15 protein-coding genes are annotated in these 13,063 nt (G+C 74.0%); 4 read left to right on the top strand and 11 right to left on the bottom strand.

The window, feature by feature from the left end; all coding sequences use genetic code 11:
- Positions 1–8: 8 nt before the first annotated feature.
- From Sya03_RS03885 to Sya03_RS03855, 7 genes are all read right to left on the bottom strand, one after another.
- Positions 9–719, bottom strand: a complete 711-nt coding sequence (locus Sya03_RS03885; RefSeq protein ID WP_203936750.1) for a hypothetical protein — start codon at positions 717–719, stop codon at positions 9–11.
- Positions 716–1,609, bottom strand: coding sequence for an ATP-binding cassette domain-containing protein (locus Sya03_RS03880; RefSeq protein WP_203936749.1), 894 nt, complete (start codon positions 1,607–1,609; stop codon positions 716–718). The genes Sya03_RS03885 and Sya03_RS03880 overlap by 4 nt, the downstream gene beginning before the upstream one ends.
- Positions 1,606–1,962: a GntR family transcriptional regulator gene (locus Sya03_RS03875; protein ID WP_203936748.1), complete on the bottom strand. Its 357-nt coding sequence runs from the start codon at positions 1,960–1,962 to the stop codon at positions 1,606–1,608. Before Sya03_RS03875 ends, Sya03_RS03880 begins: the two co-directional genes overlap by 4 nt.
- Before the next feature lie 83 nt (positions 1,963–2,045).
- On the bottom strand, positions 2,046–2,414 hold the full coding sequence (locus Sya03_RS03870) for a hypothetical protein (RefSeq protein WP_203936747.1): 369 nt from the start codon (positions 2,412–2,414) through the stop codon (positions 2,046–2,048).
- Positions 2,415–2,442: 28 nt separating this feature from the next.
- Complete coding sequence (locus tag Sya03_RS03865) at positions 2,443–3,543, bottom strand: cystathionine gamma-lyase (RefSeq protein WP_203936746.1); 1,101 nt, start codon at positions 3,541–3,543, stop codon at positions 2,443–2,445.
- On the bottom strand, positions 3,540–4,535 hold the full coding sequence (locus tag Sya03_RS03860; RefSeq protein ID WP_203936745.1) for an NAD(P)H-dependent glycerol-3-phosphate dehydrogenase: 996 nt from the start codon (positions 4,533–4,535) through the stop codon (positions 3,540–3,542). Before Sya03_RS03860 ends, Sya03_RS03865 begins: the two co-directional genes overlap by 4 nt.
- Positions 4,532–5,260 carry a lysophospholipid acyltransferase family protein gene (locus tag Sya03_RS03855; protein ID WP_203936744.1) on the bottom strand — a complete coding sequence of 243 codons (729 nt, stop codon included), beginning with the start codon at positions 5,258–5,260 and terminating at the stop codon, positions 4,532–4,534. The genes Sya03_RS03860 and Sya03_RS03855 overlap by 4 nt, the downstream gene beginning before the upstream one ends.
- 110 nt (positions 5,261–5,370) lie before the next feature.
- Here Sya03_RS03855 and Sya03_RS03850 point away from each other — a divergent pair, with 110 nt between their 5' ends.
- The 4 genes from Sya03_RS03850 to Sya03_RS03835 all read left to right on the top strand — a co-directional run bounded on the left by Sya03_RS03850 (position 5,371) and on the right by Sya03_RS03835 (position 9,453).
- Entirely contained in the window at positions 5,371–6,102 is a 732-nt protein-coding gene (locus Sya03_RS03850; RefSeq protein ID WP_203936743.1) for a glycosyltransferase family protein, read from the top strand.
- A gap of 9 nt (positions 6,103–6,111) precedes the next feature.
- Positions 6,112–6,309, top strand: coding sequence for a cold-shock protein (locus tag Sya03_RS03845; protein WP_203936742.1), 198 nt, complete (start codon positions 6,112–6,114; stop codon positions 6,307–6,309).
- Between the two features lie 172 nt (positions 6,310–6,481).
- Positions 6,482–8,572: an RNA degradosome polyphosphate kinase gene (locus Sya03_RS03840; RefSeq protein WP_239107094.1), complete on the top strand. Its 2,091-nt coding sequence runs from the start codon at positions 6,482–6,484 to the stop codon at positions 8,570–8,572.
- Entirely contained in the window at positions 8,569–9,453 is an 885-nt protein-coding gene (locus Sya03_RS03835; protein WP_203936819.1) for an NUDIX hydrolase, read from the top strand. The genes Sya03_RS03840 and Sya03_RS03835 overlap by 4 nt, the downstream gene beginning before the upstream one ends.
- Here the strand turns inward: Sya03_RS03835 and Sya03_RS03830 are convergent.
- From Sya03_RS03830 to leuC, 4 genes are all read right to left on the bottom strand, one after another.
- Entirely contained in the window at positions 9,450–9,899 is a 450-nt protein-coding gene (locus Sya03_RS03830; RefSeq protein ID WP_203936741.1) for a hypothetical protein, read from the bottom strand. The genes Sya03_RS03835 and Sya03_RS03830 overlap by 4 nt on opposite strands.
- Before the next feature lie 91 nt (positions 9,900–9,990).
- Positions 9,991–10,824: an HU family DNA-binding protein gene (locus tag Sya03_RS03825; protein ID WP_203936740.1), complete on the bottom strand. Its 834-nt coding sequence runs from the start codon at positions 10,822–10,824 to the stop codon at positions 9,991–9,993.
- Positions 10,825–10,997: 173 nt separating this feature from the next.
- Complete coding sequence (leuD, locus tag Sya03_RS03820; protein WP_203936739.1) at positions 10,998–11,585, bottom strand: 3-isopropylmalate dehydratase small subunit; 588 nt, start codon at positions 11,583–11,585, stop codon at positions 10,998–11,000.
- An 8-nt stretch (positions 11,586–11,593) separates the two neighbouring features.
- Positions 11,594–13,048, bottom strand: coding sequence for a 3-isopropylmalate dehydratase large subunit (gene leuC, locus Sya03_RS03815; protein ID WP_203936738.1), 1,455 nt, complete (start codon positions 13,046–13,048; stop codon positions 11,594–11,596).
- Positions 13,049–13,063 lie beyond the last annotated feature (15 nt).

The following is a 13,063-nucleotide window of genomic DNA, read 5'->3' as shown; positions in this document are numbered from 1 at the left end:
CTCCGTTCTCAGGCGGTGGTGCGGTTGAGGGGGACGGTGGCGAGCAGCGTCCGGGCGGCCAGCCCGGCGAGGGCGGCCAGGGCCAGCGCGCCGAGGGAGGCGACGGCGAACGGCACGGGCCCGTCGGTCAGGGAGGGGTTCCACTCGGAGCCGAAGCCCACCTCGGCGAGCACGATCAGCGCGGCGAACGGCGGGATGAGGGCGATGCCGCGCCACACCCCGAACCGGTAGAACCCGGTGCCGATGAGCGCCCCGGCGACGAAGTGGACGAGGTGCAGCGGGATCGCGCGGGCGAGGTAGAGGGCGCCGTCGGCGACGGAGCCGACCAGGTACGGCTCGTCGAGCTGCGCCAGCCAGCCGGCGGCCGCGTAGACCGGGTGCTCGACGGCGTGGCCGAGGAGCCCGATCAGCGAGAAGGAGGTGACGAACACGATGCCGAACAGGCCGGCGCCGAGCGTGAAGTGCCGCCGGGTGATGCCGTTGGCGACGAAGAACCTCAGGTGGACGGTGGGCATCATGACGCCGATGGAGAGGATCCAGTACTTCACGGCGGAGGTGGTGACGCTGCTCCAGCCGCTGATGCGCACCTCGTCGAGCACGCCGAACGCCGCGACCAGGACGACGACGATCGCCACGATGATGCCCCAGTACCAGGCGGCGACCCGGGTGTAGACGCGGACGAGGCTACGGAGGACCCGCAGCGCGGGGTGGGTGCTCATCGGTGCGCCTCCTGTGCGCGCGGCTCGGCGGCCGAGCCGGTGAGGTGGACGAACAGGTCCTGCAGGCCGACGGGCCCGAGGTCGAGCCCGGCGTCGGCGGCGCGGGCGCGGTCGGCGGCGTCGAGCCGGCCGTAGACGGTGGCGGCGCGGGTGCCGCCGAGGCGCTGCTCGCCGAGCACGGTGCGCCCGGCGACGAACGCGTCGACGGCGGCGGCGGGCCCGGTGACGGTGACGCCGCGGCCGCGCAGCTCGTCGGTCTCGTCGTACGCGACGAGCCGGCCGCGGTCGATGACCAGCACCTTCTCGAAGAGGTTGGCCACCTCCTCGATGAGGTGGGTGGACAGGATGACGGTGCGCGGGTCGGCCACGTAGTCGTCGAGCAGCAGGCGGTAGAACAGGTACCGCGACGGCGCGTCCATGCCGAGGTACGCCTCGTCGAAGATGGTCAGCGGGGTGCGGGCGGCGAGCCCGAGCACGACGCCGAGCGCGGACTTCTGCCCGCGGGACAGCCCGCCGACGCCCTTGCCCAGCGGCAGGCCGAACTGCCCGGCGAGGTCGTGGGCGTAGTCGAGGTCGAAGGTGGGCCGCAGGTCGGCGGCGAACCGCAGCGCGGCGCGGGCCGGCTCGGCGTCGGTGGCGTCGACGACGTCGCGGACGAACGCGGTGCCGCCCATCACGGCGGCGTTCTCGAACGGGTCGGCGCCGCCGACGGTGAGGGTGCCCGAGGTGGGCCGGCGGTGCCCGGCGATGAGCGACAGCAGGCTGGTCTTGCCGGAGCCGTTGCGCCCGAGCAGGCCGTAGATCGAGCCGGCGGGCAGGTCGACGGTCAGGGCGTCGAGCGCCACCGTGTCGCCGTAGCGCAGGGTGAGGTTGTCGGCGGTGATTCTCATCGGGAGCCCCCGTTGATGTGCTTGATCACGTCGTCGAGCGGCACGCCGAGCACCCGGGCCTCGGCGACCATCGGGTCGACCACCTCGGCGAAGAACCGGGACCGGCGGTCGGCGCGCAGCCTCTCGCGGGCGTCGGGGCTGACGAACATGCCGATGCCGCGCTTCTTGTAGAGCACGCCCTCGTCGACCAGCTGGGCGAAGCCCTTGGCGGCGGTGGCGGGGTTGATCTGGAAGAACGCCGCGTACTGGTTGGTCGACATGACCTGCTCGTCCTCCTTGAGCGCGCCGCTGAGCACGTCGTCCTTGATGCGGTCCGCGATCTGCTGGTAGATCGGGCTGCGATCGTCGAACATCGCGCCTCCTCTACTTCAGTGGTTCATTACTCATGTAATGAACCATAGCGCCGCGGCGGCAACGGGCGCAAGCGCGCGGGAGGTCAGGCGGCGCTGAACCGCTGCGGGAGGACGCCGTCGTCCCACAGCCGGTCGAGGTGGCCGAGGAAGCCGACCAGGGTGCGCTCCAGCTCGCGGCGCTCCTCGGCCGCCAGGGCGGCCAGCGGGTCGGTGAACGTCAGGCCCGCCGGGCGCGCCGAGCGCGAGCCCACGAAGCGGTGGCAGCTGCGGCACCACACGTAGCTGACCAGCGTGGGACGCCGGGCGCGGGCCGGCTCGCTCAGGTACGCCCGGACGGAGCGCTCGCCGCAGGCGGGGCAGTCGCGCTCACCCGGCGCGGCCATGAAGCTCGCCCCCTGCGCGAGGGCCTCGACGTGCGCACCGGAGAAGCTCGACCACGAACTGTCCACCATGTCCGAACCGTACCGAATGGGCCGGCCGTCAGGCGTCCAGGGCCGCCGTCAGGTCGGCGACCAGGTCCGCGGTGTCCTCCACCCCGCAGGACAGCCGCAGGAAGCCCGGCGGGGTGTCGTCGCCCCACTGCGCGCGCCGGTCGGCGCTGGTGTGCAGCCCGCCGAACGACGTCGCCGCCGCGATCAGCCGCGACGCCGCGAAGAACCGCTCCGTGCGCTCCGCCGTGCCCAGGTCGAACGAGACGATGCCGGGGATGCGCCGCATCTGCGCCGACGCCACCGGGTACGCCGGGTCCGACTCCAGGCCCGGCCAGCGCACGCCCGTGACGTCCGGGCGGTCGCGCAGCAGGGCCGCCACGGCGGCGGCGTTCGCGGTCTGCCGGGCCAGCCGCAGGTCCACGGTGGCCAGCGAGCGGTGCGCCAGCCAGCAGTCGAACGCGCCCGGGACGCCGCCCGTCTGCGCCCGCCACGTCGTGACCCGGTCGAGCAGCGCGGTGTCGCGGGTCGCCACGTACCCCAGCAGCACGTCGGAGTGGCCGGTCAGCGCCTTGGTGCCGGACGCCACCACCACGTCCGCGCCCAGGTCGAGCGGGCGCTGGCCGAGCGGGGTGGCGGTGGTGTTGTCGACGGCCACCAGCGCGCCCGCGGCCCGGGCGGCGGCCGCCACCGCCGGCAGGTCGCACACGTCCAGGCCGGGGTTAGCCGGCGTCTCGAACAGCACCAGCCGGGCGCCCGCGAACGACGGGTACGGCCCGGCCGTCGGCGCGTAGGCCACCGTGACGCCGAGCGGCACCAGCGCGGCCTCGGCGAACGCGCGCACCGTGAAGTAGCCGTCCGACGGCAGCACCACCGTGTCGCCCGGCCGCAGCACCGTCAGCAGCAACGCGCTGATGGCCGCCTGGCCGCTGGCGAACGCGCGCACCGCGCCGCCCTCCAGCTCGCCGATCGCCGCCTCCAGGGCGCGCCGGGTCGGGTTGTCCGGGCGGCCGTAGCCGTTCTCCCCCGGCCCGGCGACCGGGTCCAGGTGGTACGGCGCCGCGAACACCGGCCCCGGCAGGAACGGCGCCCCCGGCACCGGCTCCGGCAGGCCCGCGTGCACCGCCCGGGTGCCGTCCGACCAGCCGCTCATTCGCTCTTCGTGTCCCGGCTCATCAGGTCCGTCAGCGCCACCCGCGGGTCGACGCCCTCGTGGCACACCCGCTCGACCTGCTCGGTGATCGGCATCTCGACGCCGTGCGCGCGGGCCAGGTCGCGGATCGCCAGGCAGCTCTTCACGCCCTCCGCGGTCTGCCGGGTGGACGCCTGCGCCTGCTCCAGCGTCTCGCCGCGGCCCAGGTGCTCGCCGAACGTGCGGTTGCGCGACAGCGGCGACGTGCACGTGCCCACCAGGTCGCCCATCCCGGCCAGCCCGGCGAACGTCATCGGGTCGGCGCCCAGCGCCACCCCCAGGCGGGTCGTCTCCGCCAGGCCCCGGGTGATCAGGGCGGCCTTGATGTTGTCGCCGAGGCGCATGGCGGTGGCGATGCCGTACGCCAGCGCGATCACGTTCTTCACCGCGCCGCCCAGCTCGCAGCCGATCACGTCGGTGTTCGTGTACGGCCGGAAGTACCGCGTCGTGATCGCGTTCTGCACCGCCGTCGCCCGGTCGAGGTCGGTGCACGCGACCACCGTGGCGGCCGGCTGCTCGGCGGCGATCTCGGGCGCCAGGTTCGGGCCGGACACCACGGCGACCCGGTCGGCGGGCACCCCGGCCGTCTCCACGATCACCTGACTCATCCGCTTGGTGGTGCCCAGCTCGATGCCCTTCATCAGCGACACCAGCGTGGCGTCCGGGCCGATGTGCGGAGCCCAGTCGGCCAGGTTGCCGCGCAGGCTCTGCGACGGCACCGACAGGATCACGAAGTCGGCGCCCTTCAGCGCCTCGGCCGGGTCGCTGGTGGCCGTGACCCGCTCCGGCAGCCGGGTCGACGGCAGGTACTCGTTGTTGACCCCGTACTCGCGGATGTGCGCGGCCACCCGCTCGCGACGGGCCCAGATCGTCACGTCCGTGCCGGCGTCGCCGAGCACCTTCGCGAACGCCGTGCCCCACGAGCCGGCCCCCAGCACGGCGGCCCGGGTCACGACTCACCGCCGGTCTGCGCCGCGCCCGAGCCCGGCCGGTACAGCGGCGGCGGCTCCTCCTGGCGCAGCCCGGCGACCAGGCCGCGGATCTCCAGCATGATCGCCTCGGTCATCTCGTCGAGCGTGGCCCGCGTCGGCGCGGCGCCCTCCCACTTGCTGAGGTCGACCGGCTTGCCGACGGTCACGCTGACCGGCCGGCGCCACCGGAACGACAGCTTGCCGCTGCGCGGGTCGAAGATGTCCTGCGGACCCCACATCGCCATCGGGACGACGGGCGCGCCGGTGGCCAGCGCCAGCCGCGCCACCCCGGTCTTGCCCCGCATCGGCCACAGGCCGGGCTCCTTGGTGGTGGTGCCCTCCGGGTAGATGACCACCGTGCCGCCGGCCTTCAGCGCGGCGACCAGCTTGTCGAGCGACCGCGCCGCCTCGACGCTGCCCCGCTCGACCGGGATCTGCCGGCACTGCGTGATGATCCAGCCGATCACCGGCACCTTGAAGACGCTCGCCTTGGCCAGGAACTGCGGCCAGCGGCCCGCGTCGTAGATGAAGTGCGAGCAGGTCAGCGGGTCGAAGTGGGAGACGTGGTTCGACGCCACGATCACCCCGCGGCCGTCCGCCGGCAGGTTCTCCATGCCGGTCCACGTGCGCCTCGTCCACACGGTGAGCGTCGGCTTCACCAGCCCGGCCACCGCACGCGGCCAGAAACCCAAACCGCGACGCCCCACCGGCTCCTCCTCACCTGCCGCGGGCCCGCACCCGCCTGACTGAGAATCATGCCTGGTCGAGGCACGCCGGGCCAGAACGGGTGCCCGGCCACGAGTGGCAGGATGGCCGGGTGGGCGACGCGGGCTGGCTGGTGGTGGTGCCCGCGAAGGGCCTCGGGGCGGCCAAGTCGCGGCTGCGCGGCGCCGTGCCCGCCGCCGCCCACGGCGACCTGGCGCTGGCGATGCTGCGCGACACCCTCGCCGCGGCCACCGCGTGCGCCGACGTGCTGGTCGTCGCGGGCGACGCGGCGGTGGCGGCGGTGGCCCGCGCGGCCGGCGCCGCGGTCCTGCCGGACCCGGGCGCGGGCCTCAACGCCGCGATCCGCCTGGCCACCGACCCCCCGGCCGCCGGGCCGCAGGCCGCAGGCCACGACCTCGCCGCCGGGGCGCGGGCCGCCCACGGCCTCGCCGCCGGGCGGGCGCCGGGTGGGGCGCTCGGGCGGCCGCGGGCCGCACTCACCGGGGACCTGCCGGGGCTGCGGGCCGAGGAGCTGGCCGCCGCGCTGCGCGCCGCCGAGGCCGCCGGGGGGCGGGCGTTCGTCGCCGATGCCGCCGGGACCGGGACCGTGCTGTTGGCGGCGCCCGCCGGCGTACCCCTCGATCCGGCCTTCGGGGTGGGCTCGGCCGCCGCGCACGCCGCCGGTGGCGCGCGGGCCCTGACCGGCGACTGGCCCGGCCTGCGCCACGACGCGGACACCGCGGCGGACCTGCGGGCCGCGCTGCGCCACGGCCCGGCCGCGCACACCCGGGCGCTGCTCGGCGATCTCCCGTCCTCCGACGCGGCGGCCTGCGCGGCGCGGTAGCGTGCGGGCATGCAGGGCACCGTCGCGACCTTCGACCCGGACACCCGGACCGGCACGCTGGTCCTCGACGACGGCTCCGAGCTGGCGTTCCCCGAGGCGGCGTTCGCGGCCTCCGGGCTGCGGCACCTGCGCCAGGGCCAGCGGCTGACCGTCGAGACCGACGCGGAGCGCGGGGTGATCCGGGTCTCGCTGCCCGGGATCGACTGAGTTGATCTTCCTGCTGTTCATTCTCTGTTAACCCGCACTGGGGAATGATGGGAAGGTGAACGTTCCTCCCGCTCCGCCCCCTGCCCGGACGCCGCCGCGCCGCGGCCCGGACGGGAGATTCCTGCGCGGAACGGATCAGCCCGCACCCGCCGCGACACGGACGGACGGACCGATGACCGACCTGCACGACAGCGCCGACGCCCTGCCCGAGGAGCGCTTCCTCAACCGCGAGCTGTCCTGGCTCGACTTCAACGCCCGCGTGCTCTGCCTCGCCGAGGACCCGAGCACGCCGCTGCTGGAGCGGGCCAAGTTCCTCGCGATCTTCGCCAGCAACCTGGACGAGTTCTACATGGTCCGGGTCGCGGGGCTGAAGCGCCGCCTGCAGGCCGGCCTGCCGATGCGCGGCGGCGACCAGGTGCCGCTGCGGGCCCAGCTCGAACGCATCACCGAGCGCACCGCCGACCTGATCAGCCGGCACTCGGCCTGCTTCGCCGACGAGGTGCTGCCGAAGCTCGCCACCGAGGACATCCAGCTGGTGCGCTGGGCCGACCTGGACGCCCCCGAGCGCGAGCGGCTGCGCACCTACTTCCGCGAGAAGGTGTTCCCGGTGCTGACGCCGCTCGCGGTGGACCCGGCGCACCCGTTCCCGTACATCTCCAGCCGGTCGCTGAACCTGGCCGTGGCGCTGCGCGACCCCGACGGCGGGCCCGAGCTGTTCGCCCGCATCAAGGTGCCGAACAACGTGCCGCGGTTCGTTACCGTGCAGAACGACTCGCGCGGGGTGCGCTTCCTGCCCGTCGAGGACCTCATCGCCAACCACCTCGACCAGCTGTTCTCCGGCATGCAGGTGCTGGAGTGGCACCTGTTCCGGGTCACCCGCAACGCCGAGCTGGAGGTCGACGAGGACCGCGACGAGGACCTGCTGCAGGCCCTGGAGCGGGAGCTGGCGCAGCGCCGGTTCGGCCCGCCCGTGCGCCTGGAGGTGGCCGCGTCGGTCAGCGACCACGTGCTCGACCTGCTCGTGCGCGAGCTCGACATGGACGACCACGACGTGCTGCGGGTGCCCGGCCTGCTCGACCTGTCGGCGCTGTGGCAGGTGTTCAACGACTGCGACCGGCCCGACCTGAAGGACCGGCCGTTCGTGCCGGCCACCCACCCGCAGCTGGCTGACGGCGAGGTGCCGCGCAGCGTCTTCAACCGGCTGCGCGAGCAGGACATCCTCGTCCACCACCCGTACCACGCGTTCTCCACCAGCGTGCAGCGCTTCATCGAGCAGGCCGCGGCCGACCCGCAGGTGCTCGCCATCAAGCAGACGCTGTACCGCACGTCCGGCGACTCCCCCATCGTCGACGCGCTCGTCGACGCGGCCGCCGCCGGCAAGCAGGTCGTCGTGCTGGTCGAGGTGAAGGCGCGCTTCGACGAGCAGGCCAACATCGGCTGGGCGCGCACCCTGGAGCGCGCCGGCTGCCACGTCGTCTACGGCCTGGTCGGCCTCAAGACGCACTGCAAGACCTCGCTGGTGGTGCGGCAGGAGGGCAACCAGATCCGCCGCTACTGCCACATCGGCACGGGCAACTACCACCCCAAGACCGCCCGCCTGTACGAGGACTTCGGCATGCTCACCGCCGACCCGGAGGTCGGCGCCGACGTGACCGACCTGTTCAACGTGCTCACCGGCTACAGCCGCCAGCGCGAGTTCCGCCGCCTGCTGGTCGCCCCGCACGGGGTGCGGGCGGGTCTCATCGAGCGCATCGAGCAGCAGGCCGAGCTGGCCCGGGCCGGGCAGCCGGCGCTGGTGCAGTTCAAGGTGAACTCGCTCGTCGACGAGGAGACCACCGACGCGCTGTACCGGGCGTCGCAGGCCGGGGTGCGGATCGACCTGGTCATCCGGGGCATGTGCGCGCTGCGGCCCGGCGTGCCCGGGCTGTCGGACAACATCCGGGTGCGCTCGGTCGTCGGCCGGTTCCTGGAGCACTCGCGGGTGTTCCGGTTCGGGGCGGGCGACGACGCCGAGCTGTGGATCGGCTCCGCCGACCTGATGCACCGCAACCTCGACCGCCGCGTCGAGGCGCTGGTGCGGGTCACCCACCCGACGGCCGTGGACGAGCTGCGGTACGTGCTGGACACCGCGATGAGCGACGGCACCGAGGCCTGGGACCTGGCCGGCGACGGCACCTGGACCCGCCGCGCGTCGACGCCCTCGACGCCGCTGGTGCACCTGCAGGAGGCGCTGCTGCGCCGCATCATCAGGTCGGCGCACTGAAGCCGGTACGGGCCGCGGGCGGCGTGCTGTGGCGGCCGGGTGACGACGGCGTGCACGTCTGCCTGGTGCACCGGCCGCGCTACGACGACTGGTCGCTGCCGAAGGGCAAGCTGGACGCCGGGGAGCACCCGCTGGCCGCCGCCGTGCGCGAGGTGCGCGAGGAGACGGGGCACGCCGGGGTGCCGCGGCTGCGGCTGCCGTCCACGGCGTACCGGCTGCCCGACGGCGCCGACAAGCTCGTCGACTACTGGGCGATGCGGGCGTGCGACGAGCCGCCCGGCCCGCGCGACGACGAGGCCGACGAGGTGGTGTGGCTGAGCGTCGGCGCGGCCGTCGACCGGCTCAGCTACGACCACGACCGGCGCGTCCTGGACGCCTTCGCGGCCACCCCGGCGACGGTGTCGATCGCGCTCGTGCGGCACGCCCGGGCCGGCAAGCGGGACACCTGGGCGGGGCCGGACGACGCCCGCCCGCTGGACGCCACCGGGTCGGCGCAGGCGGACGCGCTGGCGCCGCTGCTGGCGCTGCTCCGGCCGGGCCGGCTGCTGGCGGCGACGCCGCGCCGGTGCGTGCAGACGCTGATGCCGCTCGCCGCGGCCGTCGACCTGCCCATCGAGGCGGACTCCGCGTTCGCCGAGCCGGCGCCCGGGCAGCGGCGCGCCGAGCGGGCCGCCGTGGCCGCCCGGCGCCTCGCCGAGCTGGCCGCCGCGGGCGGGCAGGTGGTCGTGTGCAGCCAGGGCAAGGTGATCCCGGGCGCCCTGGCGGACCTGGCCGGGTCCGCCGACCGGGACTCGTTCACCACGCCGAAGGGCACGGGCTGGCTGCTGTCGTTCGACGGCGACCGGCTCACCGGCCTGGACCGGCTCGCCGCCGAGCTCTAGCGGCGCTGCAGCGGCCGGCGCTCGGTGCGGCGCTCGGTGCGGCGCGGAGCCGCGCGGCGCGGCGGGGTGCGCCGGCTGTCCGCCCGCCACAGCCCCAGGTGCTCCTCGCCCGGCAGCCAGCGCGCCCGCCACAGCTCGTCGGGACGCGGCTCCCAGTCGCGCAGCGGCAGCAGGGCCGCCCGCCACGCCAGCACGCACACCAGGTACCAGCCGAGCACCGGCACCGCCCCCAGCACGGCGTCGCGGCGCCGGTACGACACCCGCGGCGCCAGCACGGCCACCGCCGCGGCCGTCCACCCGCTGCTGCACAGCCAGCCCAGCACCGGCTGCGCCGTCCACGACTCGACCTGCTCGGCGAGCAGCCACCCGGGCAGCACCGCGGCGATGAACACGCCGGCGGCGGCGATGCAGCGGGCCGTCAGTCCGCGCGGGACGCTCTCGGGCATGACCGGACGGTAGGTGCCGCCGGGCGTACGCGGCCGGAACACACGCGAGGCGTCCACCGTACGGTGGACGCCTCGTGGGGTGGTGCGGCGATCAGCGGGTCTTGCGCACCCGCGCGGTGGTGGTGGCGCGCGGCGCCGCCGCGGCCTTGGTGGCCTTGGCCGCGGTGGTCTTCTTCGCCGCGGTGGCCTTCGTGGCCGTGGTCTTCTTCGCCGCGGCCGTCTTGGTGGCGGCCGACTTGGCCGGCGTGCTCTTGGCCGCGGTGGACTTCGCCGCGGTCGTCCTGGCCGGCGCGGTCTTCTTGGCCGCGGCCGACTTGGTGGCGGTCGACTTGGCCGGCGTGCTCTTGGCGGCCGTGGCCTTCGTCGCCGTCCTGCTGGACGCCGCCTTGGTGGCGGTCGCCTTGGTGGCGGTTGCCTTGGTGGCGGTCGCCTTCGTCGCGGTCGCCTTGGTGGCGGCCGTCTTGGTGGCGGTCTTGCGGGCCGGCGCCGACTTGGTGGCGGCGCCACCGGCGGAACCGTTGCTCGCGGCCGACGTCGTCTTGCGCGCCGGAGCCGCCTTCGCGGTCGTCGCCTTGGCCGTGGTGGCCTTGGCGGCGGTGCGCGTGGACGCGGCGGCGGTGGTCTTCTTGGCGGGCGCGGCCTTGGGGGCCTTGCCGCTGGCGACCATGTCCTTGAAGCCGACGCCCGGCTTGAACGCGGGCACCGACGTCTTCTTCACCTTCACCGACTCGCCGGTGCGGGGATTGCGGGCGGTCCTCGCCGCGCGAACCCGCTTCTCGAACGAACCGAAGCCGACGATGGTGACCTTGTCGCCCTTGGTGACAGCGGTCTGCACCTCGGTGATGACCGCGTCGAGCGCCGCCGTCGCCGTCTTCCGGTCCCCGAGTCGGGCGGCGAGCGCCTCGATGAGCTCGGCCTTGTTCACGACTTCCCCTCCCGATGAGAACTGACTCAATGCGAGCCATTCTGCGCGCACCGTATGCCCTCTGACCAGCGGACACAAACATTTGTAGAACAAAAAGCGTTGTGTCGTAAGGAAAACGCCCCCCTCGGTCACTCCGAGGGGGGCGAAAACCCTGTTCAGGCAAGCAGAAATTGCTAGGCGACCACCGGCTTGAAGGCCGGCCGGGTGCTCTCGTAGGCCGTGATGGCGTCCGCGTTGCGCAGCGTCAGTCCGATGTCGTCCAGGCCCTCGAGCAGCCGCCAGCGGCTGAAGTCGTCGAGGGAGAACGACCATTCGGCGTCGTCCACGCGCACCTGCCGGGCCACCAGGTCGACCGTGATCGGCTTCGCCGGCTCGGTCTCGGCGAGCTCCCAGAGGGCCTCCACGGCCTTCAGTTCGAGCTCGACCGGCAGCAGGCCCTCCTTGAGGGCGTTGCCGCGGAAGATGTCGCCGAAGCGGGGCGAGATGACGACCTTGAAGCCGAAGTCGCGCAGCGCCCAGACGGCGTGCTGGCGCGACGAGCCGGTGCCGAAGTTGGGCCCGGCCACCAGGACCGTGGCGCCGGCGTGCTCCGGCCGGTTCGCCACGAACTCCGGGTCGTCGCGCCAGGCCGAGAACAGCCCGTCCTCGAAACCGGTGCGCGTCACCCGCTTGAGGTAGACGGCCGGGATGATCTGGTCGGTGTCCACATCGGAGCGGCGCAGCGGCATGACCGTGCCCGTGTGGGTGGTGAACTTGTCCATGGCGTCCCTCAGGCGTTCGTCAGGTCGGCGGGGGCGGCCAGCTTGCCGACCACGGCGGTGGCGGCGGCGACCTGGGGCGAGACCAGGTGGGTGCGCCCACCGCGGCCCTGCCGGCCCTCGAAGTTGCGGTTGGAGGTCGAGGCGGCGCGCTGGCCCGGGCTGAGCGTGTCCGGGTTCATGCCCAGGCACATGCTGCAGCCGGCGAACCGCCACTCGGCGCCCGCGTCGGTGAAGACCTTGTCGAGCCCCTCGGCCTCGGCGGCCTCGCGCACCTTGTACGAGCCCGGCACGATCATCATGCGCACGTTCTCGTGCACCCGGTGGCCGCGCAGCACGTCGGCGGCCGCGCGCAGGTCCTCCAGGCGGCCGTTGGTGCAGGAGCCCACGAAGACGACGTCGACGGGCACGTCCTTGAACGGCGTGCCGGCCTCCAGGCCCATGTACTCCAGGGCGCGGCGGGCGGCGCCGCGCTCGGTCTCCTCGACGAACTCCTCCGGGTCCGGCACGACGCCGTCGAGGGCGGCGCCCTGGCCCGGGTTGGTGCCCCAGGTGATGAACGGGCTGATCGCCGACGCGTCCAGGATCACCTCGGTGTCGTACTCGGCGCCGTCGTCGGTGGCCAGGCCGCGCCAGTAGGCGACGGCGGCGTCCCAGTCCGCGCCCTGCGGCGCGTGCGGCTTGTCCTTCAGGTACGCGAAGGTGGTCTCGTCCGGCGCGATCATGCCGGCCTTGGCGCCCCACTCGATGCTCATGTTGCAGATGGTCATCCGGCCCTCCATGGAGAGCTTGCGGATGGCCTCGCCGCGGTACTCGACGATGTGGCCGTTGCCGCCGCCGGTGCCGACCTGGGTGATGAGCGCGAGGATGAGGTCCTTGGCGGTGACGCCGGGGCGCAGCTCGCCGGTGACCGTGACGGCCATCGTCTTCGGCTTGCCCTGCGGCAGCGTCTGGGTGGCGAGCACGTGCTCGACCTCGCTGGTGCCGATGCCGAACGCGAGCGCGCCGAACGCGCCGTGCGTGGCGGTGTGCGAGTCGCCGCAGACGATCGTCATGCCGGGCTGGGTCAGGCCGAGCTGCGGGCCGATGACGTGCACGATGCCCTGCTGCTCGTGGCCGAGCGGGTGGATCCGCACACCGAACTCGGCGCAGTTCTTGCGCAGCGTCTCGATCTGGGTGCGCGACGTCGTGTCGGCGATCGTGAACAGCTCGCCGCGCTTGGTGTTGAACGCCGGGTCGCTGTAGCCGGTCGGCGTGTTGTGGTCCTCGGTCGCGAGGGTCAGGTCGGTGCGGCGCACCTGGCGGCCGGCGAGGCGCAGCCCGTCGAAGGCCTGCGGGCTGGTCACCTCGTGCAGCAGGTGCAGGTCGATGAAGAGCAGATCGGGCTCCCCCTCGGCGGACCGCACGACGTGGTCGTCCCAGACCTTCTCGGCCAAGGTCCTCGGCTTCGGAGTGACTCCCACCATCTGGACATCCTAAAT

Origin of the sequence: Spirilliplanes yamanashiensis (assembly GCF_016863475.1) — a bacterium.
GTDB lineage: Bacteria > Actinomycetota > Actinomycetes > Mycobacteriales > Micromonosporaceae > Spirilliplanes > Spirilliplanes yamanashiensis.
The sequence above is the reverse complement of the archived record's forward strand: the minus strand, read 5'-3'. Positions and strand labels throughout refer to the sequence as shown.